This is a genomic window from Ferdinandcohnia sp. FSL W7-1320, assembly GCF_038050315.1.
In the GTDB taxonomy this organism is placed as follows: Bacteria; Bacillota; Bacilli; order Bacillales; family Bacillaceae_L; genus Ferdinandcohnia; species Ferdinandcohnia aciditolerans.
Window position 1 is genome coordinate 2,666,727 of record NZ_JBBPAM010000001.1, and the last position, 20,223, is coordinate 2,686,949.

Annotated in this window: 13 protein-coding genes and 1 pseudogene; 8 read left to right on the forward strand and 6 right to left on the reverse strand. The window is 36.5% G+C overall.

Features of this window, described 5'->3' with window-relative positions:
• Nucleotides 1-1,606 precede the first annotated feature (1,606 nt).
• On the forward strand, nt 1,607-2,368 hold the full coding sequence (locus NST91_RS13385; RefSeq protein ID WP_121446057.1) for a polysaccharide deacetylase family protein: 762 nt from the start codon (nt 1,607-1,609) through the stop codon (nt 2,366-2,368).
• A 242-nt stretch (nt 2,369-2,610) separates the two neighbouring features.
• On the opposite strand, the gene NST91_RS13390 is transcribed toward NST91_RS13385, so the two are convergent.
• Nucleotides 2,611-2,772: a hypothetical protein gene (locus tag NST91_RS13390; RefSeq protein ID WP_341331534.1), complete on the reverse strand. Its 162-nt coding sequence runs from the start codon at nt 2,770-2,772 to the stop codon at nt 2,611-2,613.
• Between the two features lie 225 nt (nt 2,773-2,997).
• Between NST91_RS13390 and NST91_RS13395 the strand changes: the two genes are divergently transcribed.
• From NST91_RS13395 to NST91_RS13405, 3 genes are read left to right on the forward strand one after another with little or no spacing between them, the layout of a single operon-like run.
• Nucleotides 2,998-4,566: a spore germination protein gene (locus tag NST91_RS13395; RefSeq protein ID WP_341331535.1), complete on the forward strand. Its 1,569-nt coding sequence runs from the start codon at nt 2,998-3,000 to the stop codon at nt 4,564-4,566.
• A complete protein-coding gene (locus NST91_RS13400) occupies nt 4,566-5,747 on the forward strand; it encodes a Ger(x)C family spore germination protein (protein WP_341331536.1) in 1,182 nt (393 codons plus the stop codon). Before NST91_RS13395 ends, NST91_RS13400 begins: the two co-directional genes overlap by 1 nt.
• A 28-nt stretch (nt 5,748-5,775) precedes the next feature.
• Entirely contained in the window at nt 5,776-6,846 is a 1,071-nt protein-coding gene (locus NST91_RS13405) for a GerAB/ArcD/ProY family transporter (RefSeq protein ID WP_121446060.1), read from the forward strand.
• A 313-nt stretch (nt 6,847-7,159) separates the two neighbouring features.
• Here the strand turns inward: NST91_RS13405 and NST91_RS13410 are convergent, their stop codons facing one another.
• The 3 genes from NST91_RS13410 to NST91_RS13420 all read right to left on the reverse strand — a co-directional run bounded on the left by NST91_RS13410 (nt 7,160) and on the right by NST91_RS13420 (nt 9,074).
• A complete protein-coding gene (locus tag NST91_RS13410; protein WP_333482940.1) occupies nt 7,160-7,345 on the reverse strand; it encodes an SDR family NAD(P)-dependent oxidoreductase in 186 nt (61 codons plus the stop codon).
• A gap of 406 nt (nt 7,346-7,751) precedes the next feature.
• Nucleotides 7,752-8,186 (reverse strand): CBS domain-containing protein, encoded by a 435-nt coding sequence (locus NST91_RS13415; RefSeq protein WP_066417336.1) that lies wholly within the window; start codon nt 8,184-8,186, stop codon nt 7,752-7,754.
• A 309-nt stretch (nt 8,187-8,495) separates the two neighbouring features.
• Nucleotides 8,496-9,074, reverse strand: a complete 579-nt coding sequence (locus tag NST91_RS13420) for a cupin domain-containing protein (RefSeq protein WP_341331537.1) — start codon at nt 9,072-9,074, stop codon at nt 8,496-8,498.
• A gap of 328 nt (nt 9,075-9,402) precedes the next feature.
• Here NST91_RS13420 and NST91_RS13425 point away from each other — a divergent pair, with 328 nt between their 5' ends.
• Nucleotides 9,403-9,594 carry a hypothetical protein gene (locus NST91_RS13425; RefSeq protein WP_341331538.1) on the forward strand — a complete coding sequence of 64 codons (192 nt, stop codon included), beginning with the start codon at nt 9,403-9,405 and terminating at the stop codon, nt 9,592-9,594.
• 234 nt (nt 9,595-9,828) lie between these two features.
• Here NST91_RS13425 and NST91_RS13430 read toward each other — a convergent pair whose 3' ends face one another.
• Nucleotides 9,829-10,782: a zinc-binding dehydrogenase gene (locus tag NST91_RS13430; protein WP_066417341.1), complete on the reverse strand. Its 954-nt coding sequence runs from the start codon at nt 10,780-10,782 to the stop codon at nt 9,829-9,831.
• 637 nt (nt 10,783-11,419) lie between these two features.
• On the opposite strand from NST91_RS13430, the gene NST91_RS13435 reads away from it, so the two are divergent.
• From NST91_RS13435 to NST91_RS13445, 3 genes and pseudogenes are all read left to right on the forward strand, one after another.
• A complete protein-coding gene (locus tag NST91_RS13435; RefSeq protein WP_066417344.1) occupies nt 11,420-11,995 on the forward strand; it encodes a recombinase family protein in 576 nt (191 codons plus the stop codon).
• A gap of 57 nt (nt 11,996-12,052) precedes the next feature.
• Nucleotides 12,053-12,472: pseudogene (gene pgoN / locus NST91_RS13440) on the forward strand (glyoxal/methylglyoxal reductase); the annotation flags it as partial.
• Nucleotides 12,473-13,230: 758 nt separating this feature from the next.
• Complete coding sequence (locus NST91_RS13445) at nt 13,231-17,016, forward strand: PDDEXK-like endonuclease domain-containing protein (RefSeq protein WP_341331539.1); 3,786 nt, start codon at nt 13,231-13,233, stop codon at nt 17,014-17,016.
• A 68-nt stretch (nt 17,017-17,084) separates the two neighbouring features.
• Here the strand turns inward: NST91_RS13445 and katG are convergent, their stop codons facing one another.
• Nucleotides 17,085-19,301: a catalase/peroxidase HPI gene (gene katG / locus NST91_RS13450; RefSeq protein WP_121446064.1), complete on the reverse strand. Its 2,217-nt coding sequence runs from the start codon at nt 19,299-19,301 to the stop codon at nt 17,085-17,087.
• Between the last annotated feature and the right edge of the window lie 922 nt (nt 19,302-20,223).

A 20,223-nucleotide genomic window follows, 5' to 3' on the forward strand; every position in this document is an offset into this window, starting at 1 on the left:
AGTATGCCAAAAAACCTTCCTTTTTCCAATTGGAAGGTTTTGTTTTGATTCCCTAGATGTGTTTTCTAAACTATATTTCGAAAAGTCGTTTTACTTCTCAATAATGCATAAATCCAATGTAAGAGCTTATTCGCACAAGCGATTATTATAATGGACCCATAAAACTAGACACCAAGAAAGGAAATTCAATCCATCCAACTAAAGAGTATCCTTTTCACAGGAGAACCTGTCAAGGGTAAAGGCATGCACTCGCAAGCTCGCCTTTGACAGAACCACCTCTGAAAAGGAAGTTTCAATTAGGATGGATTTCCTCAAAAAATGTTGAGGGTCAACCTTCCCTTATGGCAATGAGAGTACCTCTTACTCTTATTTCCATTTTAGCTCTTATAAAGACTATAAGACCGACCCCACCTTATTTATTGAAAAAAGTGTCTTGACGATGGAGTCCGCCATATATGGCTAATCCAAAAGGCTTTCCTTTTTCTCGTTTTTTGTCGTAAACTTTTCTTAATCTCTTATTTCTAGAGATAATCTCATGACTTGTTTCTTTACGTTTTGTATAGAGAATAATCTCAATTATAATTTTTTCCTCGTAAATAAATCCTTCAAAGATGTATGGTAATATAAATCAACTAATGGTTCAAAGTACCTTGAAGAGCGCTTGATTTTCAAAGGGACATTGAATTTAAAAATAAAAAAAACAGTTGAACAAAGAGATAAGAACAACGTAGGTAGAGGACGTTTAGTAAATAAATGACTGTATACAAACATCTTAACGTATAGTAATCCTGACCATAAAACATTCCAACCGTGAGCATATAGAATTAAGTGCTTTTTGTGAATCAAATATTCAACAACGGTACTTATTATAGTCCACCGTATGAAATGAATAAATTGTTTAAACAGGGTATTTGGCATTTTGCTTAAGAATACGAGCACTAATAGTGGAGTTATTATTAGTGTATGGACTGTTCTAAGAAAAAACCAATTTACTCTATAAGGAATAAACTCCCAAACGAGATGTCTTCTACATAGTAAATAATATATTGCATTAAATGAACTAACATAAACCATATTTTTATAATACTTAGGAACCTCACGCCAAGAATTACTGAAAATGGATACTAATATAACGCTTAGTATCAAAACGATATGCCTATTTCTAACTTTTTGTTTCTTTCTCATTTTAAACTCCTTTATAAAGTTAAAAACATTAGTAAGAGGTTTCCCTAAATAGACACTTTTACTTATAAAGTAACTGGTAAATAATTAAAAGTGAGGGATATGTATGAATAAGAACCCGATCGAGCATGTATTAGGAACAAGAGTAAAATTAATTGAATACATATTCGCTTCAATTTAAACACCGACATTCCTATTGCCTCAACGTAGCTTTATTTTTGATTTAAAATTGGCAACTTTGATTTATTCGTTATCGGTTATTCGAAAAATAAGCATATTCAAAGTTAAATTTGAATATGCTTATTTCTTTCAAAAAATCAACAATCAAGTTAAACAGTGCCTGATTAAAAAATTGACAAGTGGATGGATATAATGACTGCATTTAACTCAATACTAAGGTAAGTATTAGAAAGAAGGGAATGACATGTTTTATAAACGTTGTTTTCTTATTATACAAGGTTTTTTTATCTTATTTGTGGGGCTAGCTTATTCCACTAATTCAGCTCAGGCTTCAGTAGCATACCCATTACAAGCAAAATATTCAAATACAATGCTTTATAAAGCACATACTAATCAAAAAGTGATTGCACTAACTTTCGACGATGGTCCAGACACTCGATTTACTCCCTTGATTTTAGAGGTTTTGAATAAATATGAGGTAAAAGCTACCTTTTTCTTATTAGGGACACGAGTGCATACCTATCCTGATATCGTAAAACAGATATATAGTAAAGGGCACGCAATTGGTAATCATACTTATTGGCATCCCAAACTAACGGACACAGATGTAAAAAGTATGATATGGGAAATTGAAAAGAGTGAACAAGAAATTTTTTCGGTTATTTGTATTAAACCTGAATTGTTTCGTGCTCCATATGGGGCTATAAATGAAGACCAGGTCAGACAATTGGAGAAAATGGGGTATCGTGGTATAGGATGGTCTGTAGATTCGCAAGATTGGAAAAGCCTACCGGCAAACGTAGTAAAACAAAAAGTGTTGGATTCTATTCACCCTGGAGCTATTGTCCTAATGCATAGTGCCGGACATTGGACACAAGACTTAACAGGAACAGTAAAAGCCTTAGATGAACTTATTCCATATTTGAAGAAGGAAGGATATATTTTTGTTACCATTCCAGAACTTTGGTTATTAGAAAACACTAATGAAAAGGAATTCCCTAAATAATTGTAAGGTAAAACAAATAGAAGCTTAATGCTGGAAAATGAAGGTATATTCGGTCGTTTAAAATAGGATTTTTGTTTCGGAAGGATTCTTTAGTTTAGTCAAAAGTAGCGACTATAATAACCCCGTTTTCTTAAAATATTTTAAAACTATTCTCCATTAAAGGTGCCATTTATTGAATTTTTATAAAAAAATCATGCTATATTTCCAAAACTGAAACCTTTTTGATTCGGCCTTGCAACATCTTATGTTGCTTTATTAGGTAATTCTATATCTGCAGATAAGTTTTCTCCCCGGTTTTTGTTCCCTTTCCAGAAGAATAAAGCAGCAAACAGAATGGTCATGACAATTCCACCGGGATGTGAAAATTGATAAGATAAACCAAAACCAAGATTGCTATCATACAAAATATAGGTTAACACCATACCTGTTATGAATAGTTCTGGTACAAGAGAGACAACATAATTCTTCTTATGTTAATAACCATAATAGTGCTCCGGTAAATTATTGGTAACACTTAATAATCATTACTTTATCATTTCCAAAAACGGTACATATTATTTGAAATAAAACTCATAATATAGGTATAAAATAACAACTTTTAAGAGAATGAATAGGGATGAATTGAAATTATGCGCTGTTTAAAAATCGAATCCATTCTGCAAAAAATAAAGCGAAATACGAAAAAGTTACAAAAAGAAGAACGATCAAATTATTCAATTTCATTCTCATCGGATGTTCATGAAAATGAAGAAAAACTAAAACAACTGTTAGATTCAAGTGAGGATATCATTTTTCATGATTTCATCATTCCGTTACATGACGGCCACTCATTGAAAGCACTGTTAGTTTTAGTTGATGGGTTAATTAATGAAGATGCCATTCTCAATAATGTATTAGAGCAACTGACCGAGGAATCACTCGAAAGTCCTCAGGGAGAAGAATTAAAAAAAGTAAAAGAGAGGATTGCTATTTTTAATATAAAAAATGAAGATAATCTAGAAAAAGCTGTATTCCAACTACTGAAGGGCAATACGTTACTATTGCTGGATGGATATAGTGAAGGATTGGTGCTAAACGCACCAGGGTACGAGGTTCGTGCAATCGCCGAACCCCAATCAGATCGGGCTGTGAGAGGGGCACATGAGGGATTTATTGAATCATCACCTACAAATATTGCATTATTACGGCGAAGAATTCCACATCCTTCTTTACAGTTTGAAACCATAAAAATTGGTGAATTTAGTCAAACAGATATAACGCTGGGATATATAAAGGGCATTGTGGATCCTAAATTGATCGAACGGCTCAAACAAAGATTAGATCAAATTAAAGTGGATGAAATCAATAATTCAGGGGAAATTGAACAATTCATTGAAGACCATCCCTTTTCAATCTTTCCTACTATTGGAAATACAGAGCGTCCTGATGTAGCCTCAGCCTTATTAATGGAAGGAAGAATTATGATCATAGTTAACGGAGATCCGGTAAGTTTGTATATTCCATCTCTATTTCTTGAAAATATGAAAAGCATAGAAGATTACAGTTCTCGTCCTTATTATAGTTCCTTCATTCGCCTGATGCGCTTTTTTTCATTTATAATCAGTATTTCTTTACCAGCCCTTTATATTGCAGCCATTAATTTTCACAAGGTAATGATTCCATCTGAAATGATTGTTCCGATCATCCAAGCAAGAGAGACAGTTCCATTTCCTCTTACAATGGAAGTTTTCATGATGATTTTAATGTTTGAAGTTGTCCGTGAGGCTGGTGTTAGACTTCCTCAACAAATTGGCTCGGCTTTAAGTATTGTGGGTGCTTTAATTCTTGGACAAGTCTCTGTCTCAGCCGGACTGGTTGGTGCACCGACCATTGTTGTTGTATCTATATCGTACATTGCCGCCTTCGTCATTACTCCAATCGCAGATGTTACTGCGTTACTCAGGATAGGGTTATTTATTGCTAGCAGCTTATTTGGGGGATATGGACTAATTGTCGTCATGCTTGGTTTATTAACACATATGATCTCTTTAACATCACTTGGGGTTCCTTATATGGCGCCATTTGCGCCTTTTTATTTTCAGGATTGGAAAGATTCACTAATTCGTTTGCCGTTAAGGTGGAAAAAACATCGACCAAAAAGCATACCGAATCAGCGTGCGCCTAGAATTAAATCATTACCTAAGACAGGTGATAAATGATGGGAAGGATTCTATTTATCATCCCTTTTTTATTTTTATTAATGGGCTGTTGGAGTAGCCAAGAACTTGATAATTCCGCACTTGTACATGGAATAGGGTTGGACAAATCTGACGGTAAATTACGAATCAGCGTCGAAATCATAAAACCAACTGGAGCAAGTGAACAAGGTGGTGGAGAAGGGGGTGGAGGAAATGGCCAGCATATTCTATTAGAAAGAGACGCGGACTCAATAATACAAGGTACACGAGCACTCATACGAGATGCGAAGCGCAGGCTTTATTTTGATCATGCTCGTTTATGGGTGATTGGTGAGGAATTAGCAAAAGAAGATTTTATTGGCTACCTTGATGAAAGCCGGCGAGATCAAATGTTTCGTTTAAATAGTTATCTTTTCATTACAGAAGGTAATCCAATAGATATTTTGAGTACTTCTACACTTTATGAAGATCTTTCGTCAGCTGAAATCGTCTCTGCTTTAGAACAACAAACACAATATATTGCAGAATATACATCCGTAAAATTATATGAATTTTATAAGTTAATTGAGGGACCTATTCCTAATGCCTATCTGCCGATCATTCAAACAAAAAAAGAAAAGGATAAAACTATTACTTCATTAGACGGTACGGCCGTCATTAGAAATGATAAAATGGTCGGTAAACTAAATACACATGAAACGGTTGGGCTAAATGTCCTTTTGAACAAGGCTAAAAGTGGAGGTGAAACTGTATCTCTGAATGAGAAGGAGAAGGTCTCTGTAGAGATAAAGAAATCAGAGACAAAAATAAAGCCGACACTAGTTGGAAATCAGCTTAAAGCACATCTTAATATCGAGATAGAGGGAACGTTAGCTGATAATACGACGAAAAGCAATATAAATGAACAATGGATAAGTAAGGTTGAAAAGGAAGTATCAAACCTAGCTGAAAAATACGTACGTTTAACTTTGGATAAACTTCAAAAGGAATTAAAGACAGATATTTCAGGAATTGGGCTAGAAACCTATCGGAAATATCCAAAACAATGGCAAAATATCCAATCTGAATGGAATGAGATTTTTTCTAACGCAGATATAATAATTGATGTTCATACGAACATTACTCATCAAGGCCTTATAAATAAGAGTATAAATAGACATCACAAAAAGCCTTATAACAACCCTTATAAACTAAGGAATTAAATGATCAAAGAAGAAGGAGATTACAGTCATGTTAACAAAATGGGAGACACTTTTTTTATTAGTAATGACACTTCCAATCATGGGACATGTCGTGATTCTCCCGTTAATGCTCGATGTTGCCGGAAGAGATGCTTGGATTTCCATATTTCTATCACTCCCGGTAGCATTTATATTTGCAATCTCCATTTATCGCTTGAGGCTTAAATACCCAAAAGAAAATATCTCTGATATGCTTCACAATTTATTGGGGAAATTTTTTGGAACAATGCTTACGGTGGTTTTCATTATCTACTTTTTATTTTTAACCATTTTCTCTTTTGCTCTGTTAGTTGATTTCGTCTATATTGCTTTTTTGCCTGAGACCCCTCTGTTGGCTATACTCGTTTGGTTTTTGATCTTTTTTGTCTATGTAGCTATAAAAGGTATGAAAAGAATCGCCTTAACGGCTGGTGTATTATCCATAATTGCTATGGTGTCAGGGCATACAGTCACTCTATTGGACACGAGGATGAAAGATTGGAGTGAGCTTCAACCCATGTTTGAGTTTGGTTGGAGTCCCATATTATGGGGATCTTTGCTTCTCACTAGTATATGGATTGAATTGTTGCTACTTTTATGTGTGCCCATTCAAAACATTCGTGAAAAACGAATGTTTTTACTATGGAGTATTGGAATCTTGTTGAATGCACTAATGATGTTTTCAACAACTACCGGCAGTATAACAATTTTCGGATTAGGGCAGGCTGACAATTTCGTATATCCGGCATTAGAGCCGGTACGAATTATTAGTTTGGGATTTATTGATCGTTTTGATATTTATGGTTTACTATTAATGGCAGTAGGAACATATATACGTTGCAGCCTATACCTTCGAATCGCTTACGACATAGTTGAATCAAAGGTTTCTTCAAAGTGGATAAAGCGAGGTTGGTTTTTGGGGCTTGTTTTACTCGTATTTCTAGGTACTTACTATTTGTCAAAAGAACATTATCGGCTAGATAAAACGTTAGATATATACGCATATATGATTGTCCTGCTTCCTATTCCATTTTTGTTATTAGGTGTCTCTTATTTAAAAGGAAAAACAAAGCAGAGTTAATTTCCAAAAGGGGTATTTCATCTGAATTACTAAGAAAAACAAAACGCACGAATGCAGTTATCAACATTCGTGCGTTTTCATTTTGGAGGATTTTTACCTTGAAGGATCCTTATAGGAAAGCCCAAGCGATCGTTATTCGTTTAATTACACGTTATATAGAGCACCATCGATAGTGAATGAAGATGAGCTTACATAAGAAGCTTCGTCAGAAAGTAAAAACGCAATTACTTAGCTACTTCTTCAGGCTCCCATAGCGTTTCATTGGTACTGAATCGTTATTAGCTGCTACTGATGAAGTATTGACGATTGCACCCTATTTTTGTGCTTTCATTATCGGTAATACGTATTTAAGACCGAAAAGTATGCCTTTTACGTTATTTCCGTAAACGAAATCAAATTCTTTTTCTGTAATTTCTTCAAGTGGTTTAACTGGACCCTCAACGCCTGCGTTATTTACAAAGCAATCAATGCGACCAAATTTAGAGATTGTTTGGTCTATTTAATTTTTAACACTTTCTTCATTAGAAACATCTGCTTTTACTGCTAAGCTATTTTCTTCTGTTAAACCAAGCTAAGCTTGAACGGCTTTGATTGTGTCTTCCTTTCAACTAATACAACTTTCAACTTGTGCGTTAGCTAATTTTCGTACGACTTCTTTCCCGATACCGCTTACTGCAACTGTAACATTAACTACTTTGTCTTGAAATCTCATACAATTCCGTCTTCTTTAAAATAATATATCCAGCTATAAAACGAAATTTCCCAAAACTTAAAAAAGTGAGATGACCAACCATGACAGAACTTTTCTGGATTAACTAAAGACCTGAGATTCCCTTCTATTATAAAAAGTGTTACAGATCGAGGCCTCTACTAATAATTATTTATGCAATAAAAGTAACCCCTTATTATTGTTGAGGTGCGGAAGGAGTTGAAATGCTTTGTAGTGCCTGTTCTGCCTCGTTTGCATATTGATTTTGTACGGCTAGATCACCCAACGCAACTATTCCAACAATTTGTCCATTCTCAGTTACCGGCAACCGGCGAATTTGCTGCTGTGCCATCAAATTTGCTGCTTGATGAACATCCATATCAGGTGTACCTTGTACGATTTGCTGTGCAGTCATAACTTGAGATACTGGAGTTTGTGCATTTTCTCCTTGTGCTATCGTACGAAGGGTAATATCACGATCCGTTACAATTCCAACAATTTGCCTGCTGTTATTTATTACTGGGATAGCTCCGATATTATATTTGCTCATTAACGCTGCAGCTTCCTGTACGGTCTGTGTTTCGTTAACTGTAAGAACATTTGGTGTCATGATATCTCTTAATTGTGCCATGAAATTACCTCCAAATATATTTTTCCTTTATAGGATGAGGAACATTGGCGATATTATTAATGGTAACTTTATGCTAAATATAAGCTGCACCGTCTTTTATGAATTAAACCTAGCTATTGTGTAATGATAATAAAATTGTTTAATTTTGAAGCTGAAAAAACGCATTACACCGTTCGCAAATGTGGACGGTGTAAAAATAAAGTTGCTTAATTTCTTGTGAAGTTACTGATTATGGAAGTAACAATAAAGTCGTTTAAAAATCAAATCCTTATGCCACAATCGCGCCCGATTCCAGAAGACCATAGGTCTCTAACCTTCGATAGCTTCGGCATCTGACTTTGTTCTATGCACAGTGCCAAATGGATGCTCGGGTGGTGCATAGATTGTGTAAAGTTTTAACGGGATATTTCCCGTATTTGTTAAATTATGCCACATGCCAGCAGGGACCATAATAGCAGAGTCATCATATACATGCCTTACAAAGTTTAACTGATCTCTACTCTCGCCCATTTGTACAAATCCTTGACCTTCCTCAATACGTAAAAATTGATCTACGTCAGGATGAACCTCTAGACCAATATCTTCTCCGACATTGGTACTCATTAAGGTCACTTGCAGATTATCTCCAGTCCATATAGTAGTTCGGAATGTGTTGTTTTGCCTAGCAGCCTGATTAATATTCACTACAAAAGGTTCTTTTCCATAGTCATTTAATATGGTACCAGTATATCCTTGAGTGTTTGGATATGGCCAATATTGGTTTGCATAGCGCATTCCATACGACATATTTCCATAGCCAGGATCAAACATATTACCATGATTACATATTGGCCCATGACCATAATAAGCGTTCGAATAATAAGGGGATATATAAAAAGTGTTATTCATTGAAACATTCCTCCAAAGACCTTTGATTATAAATTCATCATATGTCCCGCGTACTTAGGAGGTTATTGATAATTCTTATTCCGATATCTGGCCTATTACTGAAAAAAGCACAATAGATATGCGCCCGATTGTGGAATATTGAAAAACACGAAACTAACGTTATGGGTTTATGTTGTATCGATAAAGACGAATTTATGAAAAAATGCAAAAAATATCGAATTGAATAATGCACAATAAAAGATTTTCAGCGACTAGATGTTTTGACAAACCTTTCTTGACATAATTATATTCGTCTTCTCTCATATTAAATACGAAGGAGATGATGACATTGAAAATATTTGATGATGAGAAAAATAAAAAGAGTGGTCAGACAAATAAAGGTCAATCGAAACTAGGAGCAAGTAGAATGTCAAATGCCTTTGCTTCATTGAAATCACAACCGAAGGGCCAAGAAGAGATTTCCAAAGAGTTCCTTCCTACAAACAGTCAAGCAAGTAGAATGTCTAATGCGTTTGCTTAATTGAAATCACAACCGAAAAGCCAACAAGAGATTGCGAAAGAATTTGCCCCTTCTAAAGGCCAAACATTTAAGCATGATAATGGTGCAAATTTGGGTAATCAGAAACCTAAGTAAGGATAATTTTATTTTAAAAATATGAAAGCCTGTGAAATTTTCCTTGTTGTAAAATTTCACAGGCTATTTCATTTCAGAGGAGAGTTTTGTCCCAACCTTTGTTACAAAGAAAACTTATATTTATTCAAATACGGCTACTAAACGGCCTTTTACTTCATGATTTTTGAGTTTTTCTAAGCCTTTGTCGATCTCTTCAAATGGGATTGTGATAAGAGTTGGACTCATTTTTCCAGTAGAGAAGCAATCATATACACCCTTTAAGTCTTCTACTGACCCACCATTACTTCCTAGAAGCTTAATTTCTTTTGTAATCATTAAATAAGTATTGATATTGGATTCTAATTTACCCATACCAACAATTACAACAGTTCCTTGTGCTCTTACAGCTTCCAGTGCATCTGCAGTTGTTTGTCCAAAACCAGCAAAGTCAACAATAACGTCACATTCCGCTTCTTTCATATCTAGAATAGTATCGAAAACTTTATTAGCCCCTAGTTCTTCAGCAAGTTTTCGAGCTTCTGGAGAAACATCAGTAGCGTACACTTCGCAACCTTTAATCAACGCCATTTGCAATGCAAACTGACCAAGTCCACCGATACCGATAATTCCTAATTTTGTACCTTCTTTTGCTTGTCCAATACTGAAGAGAGCTCGATAAGCTGTGATACCTGCATCTGTTGAAGCAGCTCCTTCTACAAAGGAAACGCCTTCAGGAATGATTACGCATTGAGCTGCAGGTACACGTACTTTTTCTGCATACCCGCCGTCATAGGTATACCCAGCAGTTACTTTTGTTTCTCTATTCATTGGGTTAGCCCCGACGCGGTCTCCAACTTTAATATCTTCTACACCTTCACCCACTTCAATAACTACCCCGGCAAACTCATGCCCCATAATAACAGGACCATTTGGGAAAAGTGGCATCCAACCCGGATCTTGTAATGCTGCAACGTCCGAATGGCATAAACCAGCAGCTTTCACATCTATCACAACGTGACCTGGAATCGCTTGTGGATCTTCTTTTTCAATTAATTCTAGTGGTTTATTTGTACCTGAAAATAGCCAGCCTTTCATACAATCGCCTCCAATTGTTTTACTTATATAATACCGTATATTAACGCATAAGATGCATAAGGAGGTTCTGCCAAAAGTTGAGTATTCTTTAACAGAACTTGGCCCCCTATATATTTTGGAACATTCTTGTTCCATTAACCTCTTTTAATTAGATTATTTCATAACCCTCTTTATATTTTGTCATAAATTCCCAATTATCTTCAGTGGATCTCCTCCACAATCCGTAATTAATGGAATAACAGGATTTGCAGTTTTAAATAACTTTATTGTCAATCAACAGCTATTCAACAGGTTATCAATTTCTTGTTGATTATTGTATGGTTTTGATAATTATGAAGACCCGATTACGGTTATAAAATTGTCATACATATCCTTTCTTAATTTGTAAAGGAAAACCTTTTAAAATTAATTTCTTTCATGATCGGGCACATCTCAATAAGAATTCCACTCTTTCTTTATGCATAGGGTGTTTTTTCTGGAGTAAAGTAATAATTTATGGACTGAACGGTAAAAACCAATCATCCATTTCTTATCAATAAGGTACACCCTATTGATATAATTTTGGTTCCTTGATATCATTAGCTTGATAGACTCTCAATAACACCTATCAAAAATACATATTAAAAGAGGACGAAATATGATCTATGGATACGCACGGGTAAGTGCACAAGACCAAAACCTTGATACCCAAGTTGAAAAACTCACAAAATTTGGAGTAGATGAAATTGTAAAGGAAAAAATTAGTGGTGTTTCTAAACAGAAGCAACAATTGGACGAACTTCTTTCCAAAATTGCTACTGGTGATACTTTAGTTGTGACTCGAATGGATCGTCTTGGTCGAAACACTGTTCAGTTGCTGCAACTGGTTGAACAGCTTCGTGAAAGGAACATCCACTTTGTTATCCTTAATTTAGGAATTGATACAAGGACACCTACTGGTAAATTCTTTTTAACTGTAATGGCAGCATTTAGTGAGCTAGATCGAGAAATGATTAAAGAGAAGCAACGTTCTGGGATTAAATTGGCCAAGCAAAAGGGCAAATATCGAGGAAGAGTAAAAAAATATACGGATAAACATCCAGGAATGAACCATGCCATTGAATTACGAGAGACAACAGATAAAACGGTAAAGGAGATATGTGCCATTACAAAGGTTAGTCAGGCAGCGTTTTATCGCAAGCTAAAGGAAATGGAGGAAAAAGAGGGTGAATAATAGAATGTAAATTATTCCCTGTGTGGCCCCTCAATCCTCGAATCGTTTCCGTACCCCATAGGGGTTAGTAATTTTCAAATTCACCATCTTGAAGAACTCATGAAAGATGCTGAAATTAAACCTATGATCAATCAAGTAGAATATCATCCACGATTATCTCAAAATGATTTACATGAGTTTTGTAAGCGAAATGGTATCCAACTTGAAGCATGGTCACCATTAATGCAGGGCCAATTGCTAGATAATGATATACTGCATGAAATTGCGCGGAAGCATAATAAATCAGTTGCACAAATAATTTTACGATGGGATCTGCAAAACGAAGTGGTAACCATTCCAAAGTCTACAAAAGAACATCGAATTATCGAAAATGCAAATGTTTTTGATTTTGAATTAACGAATGAGGAAATGGATGTTATTCATGGACTGAATCAAAATCTTCGCGTAGGGCCAGACCCAGATAATTTTGACTTTTGATTTATAAGAAATAATAAATCAGAAATATCTATGCTAATAATAATTGGATTTTATTTTCAAATCTGGACATTTTAAGATAGTATAAATAATCCAGGTCGAGGTGAAATTCACTTATGGCATCAAGACGTCACGTCGTATTTAACTTAGCGATGATCATTATTCCGTGGTTATCTTTACTATTAGTAGGTAAGCACCGCATCAAACGGTATTCGTTAGCAAGTATTATCATAACTATATTTGAAATTTTAAATCATATAATTGGACATAAACGGAAATTTTGGGTGTTTTATGATAAGCCAAAATCATTTCTAAGGGATGAACTACCTTTTGACATTGGGCCATATTTTCCAGTGTCGATCTGGCTCCTTCGATTTTCGTTTGGAAATTTTAAAATGTATGTGTTGCTGAATACAATCGCTCATGCAGTTTTTGCGTTTTTGTTCATGCCTTTTCTCAAAAAAATTAAAATCCTCCGTTTACATCGGCTATCCTATATTCAGTTCTTTCTATATATACATTACAAAGCTTATATATTATATGGAATACAATATTTGGTGGAAAAAATACGTCGGCCGAAGATTGAATGGAATAGATTCCTAAACTAAAATAGCAAAAAAAGCTCAGAGCATATGCCCTGAGCTTTTTATACCATTTCCTCAAAACAGCCACAATTTCCCATCTTGATGAAATATTCTTGCAAAAAGAAGTATATAATGAAACTATGTATTTGAACGAACTGAAAAATAAGGTGATCTAAATTGAAAGAGAAATTAACGATTTTAAAGGATCGGTTGAATGACATTAGTCGGCGGAATCGGTCCATTCGTATGTTAAAGATATATAACAAATGGAATTTTGATATAAGCGAAGTAGGTAAACTCAATAAAAATCCTCAAGATATCTTAGATGCGCTGATTAAAAATAGTCGAAACGTTGAACTAGTGAAACAGAATGTAAATGAAGAAGAATCTCTACTTTTGTCTGGGAAATTGACAACCCTTTATCGGAATTTAAAATCGATCGAGGACGAAACAGGATTATATGATTTATATATCGGCTATCCGTTCATAAGTGGTGCGATGCTTGATGGAACGTACATACGGGCTCCTTTGTTCCTCCATTCTGTAAAGTTAGAAAGGGTTAAAGAACATGGAACAAAATGGGTTCTTCATCCAATGGAAGATTCCGAGCCAATGTTAAATCGCCCACTCTTTTTAGCGATGCAAAAAATGAGCAATTTCTATGTACCTGATGAGATGTATGATGAGGCAGTTGAACAATCTTCTCAAATGAATTTTCTAGGATGGTTAACGTGGCTAAAAAAATACAACATTAATATCAACTGGTCAAATGCTCAAGATCTTGAATCCTTTCAAAATCTGACTTCTGACCTCATCCCATCCTTTAAAAAGGGAGAGTTTCAATTAGATAATTATGCGATTCTCGGTCATTTTCCACAAGGAAACTCGGCTATTTTAAAAGACTATGAGGACTTCCTGCAACAAATGGAAGACGGCGTTTCTGATTTTGGATTAGCAGGGGAATTGATGAATGTTGGGGAAGTATCTTCCTCTGCCTTTACAACCGATAATCTCGGTGAAGGTCAATCGAAATCAGTTGAAACAGTCCAAAAAGATGAAAAGGAAAAGTTTTTTGTCCTTGATACGGATGCATCCCAGGAGGAAATCATCAATTCGATTGAAGAGATCGAAGGCATGGTCGTTCATGGGCCACCCGGTACGGGAAAATCACAGGTCATTGTTAACATGATTGCGAATGCGATTGCTGATAAAAAGAAGGTATTATTAGTCTGTCAAAAACGTGCGGCATTAGATGTGGTTTATCAAAGACTCGACAGCTTAGGGCTTTCAGCGAGTGTAAGTCTATTACATGATGAAAAAACGGACCGTACTAGTCTTTACCGAAAGCTTCATAATCGGTTAGTAAAAGATGAATTTGTACAAGAACTAGAGGTTCAATATGAACAACTTTCACAAAAAATTGAAAAATGTGAGCAAAAGCTGGATGCAATTGCAAAGGGATTGTATGAAGCACAACCTCATGGATATCGAGCTTACGACTTGTACGGTCTTGGTAAACCGGTTAATCAACAAGACGTCATTCTTAACTTAACGGCTGTGATTAATGACTTAAATAAGAATAATTTAGAAGAAGTCTTAACAACCATCTTTTCATATGGTGATTATTTTAGCCGATTTGGACAGGAAAACTATCCACTAAAAGACCGTAAATCGTTTGCAAAACTCGAAATAAAGGACCGTTTGACCATTGTTGAGATTCATAAGAAGGTCACTGAGAAGGCTGAGAAAAGCATTACATACCTAGAACATTTTGAAAAGGACGAGATTACTCCGGAGTATAGCTGGGAGGTTGGCGGTAAACTCGAAAAAATATATGAGGACTTAAATCCTCAGGAGAAAAAGACACTTCAGAAACTAAGACTTTGGTGGTGGACTTCCTTTACAGGAAAAACGATTGTTGAAGAATTAATCGTAGGCGACAAATTTAAGGGCTTATCTTCGACAGAGTGGCCAAAGCTTAGGGAAAGTTTACGAATCCTGTATGAACTTTCAAATGTGTCAACTGACATGGCGAACGAAATGAAACAGTTATCTCCATATTTTAAGGATGAAAAGTTGCAGAAATATAAGGAGCAAATTTCGAAAGGGGATATTCCATTACCCGAATTCCAAAAACAGCAGGAATATGTGATTCAGGATTTTGATGACCTTCGCAATATGGACAGAATCTATGTTGAGAGTATGCCTTTTGTCAAGTCGCTCATTGATGAATTAAAGGATAAAAGTAAAGACCAGCTTAACCGTGAACTTGCGAAAGAGTGGGTTGAAAATACTAAGCAATCTGCCTATATTTACTGGATTGATGAAATTGAACGTAAGCATCCAGAACTGACAAAGATTGGAACGGAAGAGTTTCACCGATTACGCTCAAGGTTTAAGGATCTTTTAGAAGAAAAGAAAGAACTTTCAGCTAAAGTTTTGCAAAATTGCTTAATTAAAGCCCTTGAATCAGTGAAGGAACAGCATTCTAAAGCAATAAAGGACATCATCTACCAAACTGGAAAGAAGCGACAAATATGGCCAGTTCGAAAGCTTGTAAAAAAATATGCTCAAGACGGATTATTAGATGTGTTACCCGTTTGGCTTGTCTCGCCTGAGACTGCATCGGCGATATTTCCGTTAGGCAAGGATTTGTTTGATCTGGTTATTTTTGATGAAGCCTCACAATTAACAGTTGAAAATGGAATTCCATCTGTCTACAGGGCATCTAAAGTCATTATTGCCGGGGATGAAAAGCAATTACCTCCAAGTAATCTGTTTAAGGGCGGTATCCAAATTGATGAAGATGATGTTGATGAGGACGATATGGTAATTTCAGAAAGTCTTCTAAATTTAGCAAAACGAGTGTTTCCTAGTAAAATGCTACAATGGCATTATCGTTCTAAATCTGAGGAATTGATTAATTTTTCAAACCATGCCTATTACAATGGCAATATTCAAATCGCTCCAAATGTGGAACATCTCAAGAATCCAGCAGCTATTCAATGGCGAAAAGTCGATGGCAAGTGGATTAATCAATGTAATGAGGTGGAAGCAAAAGAAGTCGTCCTCTTACTGAAAGACTTACTTCAAAAGGATGCGTCGCGTTCAATTGGGATCATTACTTTTAACGCGAAACAACAGGATAAGATTCTTGATTATATAGATACACTTGCCGAGGAAGATGAAGAATTTAATACCCTGTATCATCAGGTCATGGGGAAGGATTTAGATGAACAAATTTTTGTGAAAAATATCGAAAACGTACAGGGTGACGAGCGGGATATCATCATCTTTTCCGTTGGATATGCGAAAGCCGAAAATGGCAGAGTCTATAATCGATTTGGTCCGCTAGGACAGCAGGGGGGAGAAAACCGTCTGAATGTGGCGGTAACTCGTTCAAAAGAAGCGATATATGTTGTATCCAGTATTGAGCCAAATGAACTGGATGTATCGAAAACGAAAAATGTTGGACCAAAGTATTTCAAAAGTTATCTAGAGTACGCGCAGGCTGTTTCGAATCTACAGAAGGAGAGAATCGGAGCTGTGCTTTCAGAATTGAATGAAGAGATGAATACTCAGCGACAAGAGAAGGCACTTCATTTTGATTCACCATTTGAAACACAAGTGTATGAACAATTAACGGAAATGGGATATAAAGTCGATACGCAAGTCGGCATGTCCAATTATCGAATTGACTTAGCGGTTGTGCATCCAGAAAATGAATCGAGGTATATTCTCGGAATTGAATGTGACGGGGCGATGTATCATAGCTCACCATCTGCGAAAGAAAGAGATGTGTACCGACAAAAATTCCTTGAAAACAAAGGGTGGACGATTCACCGGATATGGAGCCGAAACTGGTGGAAAAACCCAAGCGCTGAACTCGAAGAAGTCGACCAACTCATCAAAGAAATCCTAGAGAAAGAAAAATACCATCAAAAAGTCCAACAAATGATGTAGTGGGGGGCAGCTGTCCTAAAAACACCCTTCTGTGTGGTTTCACAGAAGGGGTTTGATATTTTCAACAATTATTTACTTGTTAGTTGAGCTTTCTTCTTTTCAGCAGATTTCAGGTCAAAGCGATCCGCATTCATTACCTTTACCCAGGCAGCAACAAAGTCTTTTACAAATTTCTCTTTGTTATCGTCTTGTGCGTAAACTTCAGCAATGGCACGTAAAACAGAGTTTGAACCAAATACAAGGTCTACTCTTGTAGCTGTACGGACAACTTCGCCTGTTTTGCGATTGCGGCCTTCATAGACGTTTTCTCCTGCAGGGTTCCATGCGACACCCATGTCGAGCAAGTTAACAAAGAAATCATTTGTAAGTTGGCCAACACGCTCAGTGAATACACCGTGCTGGGTGCCACCGTAGTTCGTACCGAGAACGCGCAATCCACCAATAAGAACCGTCATTTCTGGGGCAGTAAGACCAAGAAGTTGAGCCTTATCAATAAGAAGCTCTTCTGGGCTTACACTATACTGTTTCTTTTGATAATTACGGAAGCCATCAGCGACAGGTTCTAGTACGTCAAAGCTTTCTACATCTGTTTCCTCTAGTGTTGCATCACCTCGCCCAGGAGCAAATGGAACCGTTACATCAAAACCTGCATCTTGTGCAGCCTTTTCGATTGCAGCACTTCCGCCAAGAACAATCAAATCAGCCAGACTGATATCGATATCTAAATCTTCTTTTATGCCTTCTAATACTTGGAGCACTTGTGCAAGTTGTTCCGGTTGGTTTACTTCCCAATCCTTCTGTGGTGCTAGGCGGATGCGTGCTCCATTTGCACCACCGCGATGATCAGAGCCGCGGTACGTGCTTGCAGAAGCCCAAGCCGTTGTCACAAGCTTACTGACTGTTAGTCCAGATTCTAGGATTTTTGCCTTAATCTCTGCGATTTCAGCATCTGTTAATTCAGCGTTTCCAGCTGGTACAGGATCTTGCCAGATGAAATCTTCTTCTGGAACCTCTGGACCAAGATATCTTGACTTAGGACCCATGTCACGATGTAGAAGTTTGAACCATGCACGAGCAAATACATCAGCAAACTCATCTGGATTCTGATGGAATCGGCGAGAAATTTTCTCGTATTCCCGGTCATGACGTAATGCCATATCTGCAGTGGTCATCATTGTTGGAACCTTAATAGAAGGGTCTTCTACATCTGGTGCAAGATGCTCTTCAGCAGGGTCTACTATAAGCCATTGCCATGCGCCTGCAGGACTTTTCGTTAGCCACCATTCATATCCAAATAAAAGATCGAAGTATCCATTGTCCCACTGCGTCGGATTCGCAGTCCAAGCACCTTCAATTCCACTGCCGATGGTGTCACGGCCATACCCTTTGCCATGAGAACTTTGCCAACCTAAGCCCATTGCTTCAATTGGAGCAGCTTCAGGCTCTGGACCAACCTTACTTGGATCTCCTGCACCGTGTGCTTTACCAAATGTATGACCTCCAGCTATAAGTGCAACCGTTTCTTCATCATTCATTCCCATGCGAGCAAAGGTTTCACGAATGTCTTTCGCACTTGCAATTGGATCTGGTTTCCCATCTGGACCTTCTGGATTGACATAAATAAGTCCCATTTGAACAGCAGCAAGCGGATTCTCAAGTTCACGTTCGCCAGAGTAACGATTTTCACCAAGCCATTCTGTTTCAGTTCCCCAATAAACATCTTCTTCAGGTTGCCAAATGTCTGCGCGTCCTGCGCCAAATCCAATTGTAGGGCCACCCATATCTTCAATCGCGACATTTCCTGCTAAAACAAGCAAGTCTGCCCAGGAGATCTTATTCCCATACTTTTGCTTAATCGGCCATAGAAGGCGTCGTGCTCGATCAAGTAGAACATTATCTGGCCAACTGTTTAGTGGTGCAAAACGTTGGTTACCCGTTCCACCGCCACCTCTACCATCCCCAACACGGTATGTACCAGCAGCATGCCAAGACATACGAATAAACATTGGACCATAATGTCCATAGTCGGCTGGCCACCAATCTTGACTTTCTTTCATGAGATTACGAAGATCTTGCTTTAGGGCATCATAATCCAACTTTTTAAATTCCTCTGCGTAATCAAAGTCTTCTCCCATAGGATTTGATTTTGTATCGTGCTGGTGGAGAATATTTAAATTTAATGCATTTGGCCACCAATCTCGATTCGTAGTACCACTCGTTTTGTTACTAGTAGCAGCCCCATGAAACGGGCATCCTGTGATGTTGCCATTGCCTTTAGTTTCCATTACTTACATCTCTCCTTCGTGAATAATTAGTAAATTTATTATTTCATCTAGTTTAAGAAACTAAGATGTTACTAATAAATAAAACGACATTGTTACACTAGTCATAGTTGAATGAAATATAGAATATTAGATTTCTAGAACATCAGGAAAAGTATATTAAGTAATAAAGCGAATTATGATAGATAGATGTATCGAAACAATGAAGTCTTAACATAGGGGAGGGTAAATTGTTGTAACGAACATATGAAACTAGTAACGAAATATTTTGTATATTTCAATTATAATGAAAGTGAATAGGGAAAGGCAAGTTTTAAGCCTAAGGGGTGTGTTTTTAAGAATCAGCATTAACACTTTATTGTAAAAAAAGACCAAATCATAAATGATTCAGTCTGAAGGTAGTTTAATTATACATGCTAGATCCGATGCTTTGGAGAAACATTGTAATAGCATATAAGTATTAACATCCTAGTAAAAATCTCACTATTTTAGTTAATTTACTTCCATAATTGCAAAATTAACAGCAAATATTGTCTTTGTGGGAATAAGGGGGCAATTTTAGCTGTTTTCGAAAATACTTCTAATATATTCTGGAACTTGCGAATAGTTTTATCTTGCCAAACTACCTGAAAGGATGGGGAGATGGATAACTTTAACATTCAATATCTCGTTTAAAAGCAGTCCTTCCATTTCCTGGAACCTGCGAATAACTTTATACTCTCAAGCTATAAAAAAGCATACGCATTTCAATTTTACGTATGCTTTTATCACTTTTTTACTTAAAAATGATACACAAATGGATATTTTTTACATTTATTATCGCTTTTAAAAACAAATCTTCCATTTCCTGGAACTTGCGAATGACTTTATACTCTCAAGCTATAAAAAAGCATACGCATTTCAATTTTACGTATGCTTTTATCAC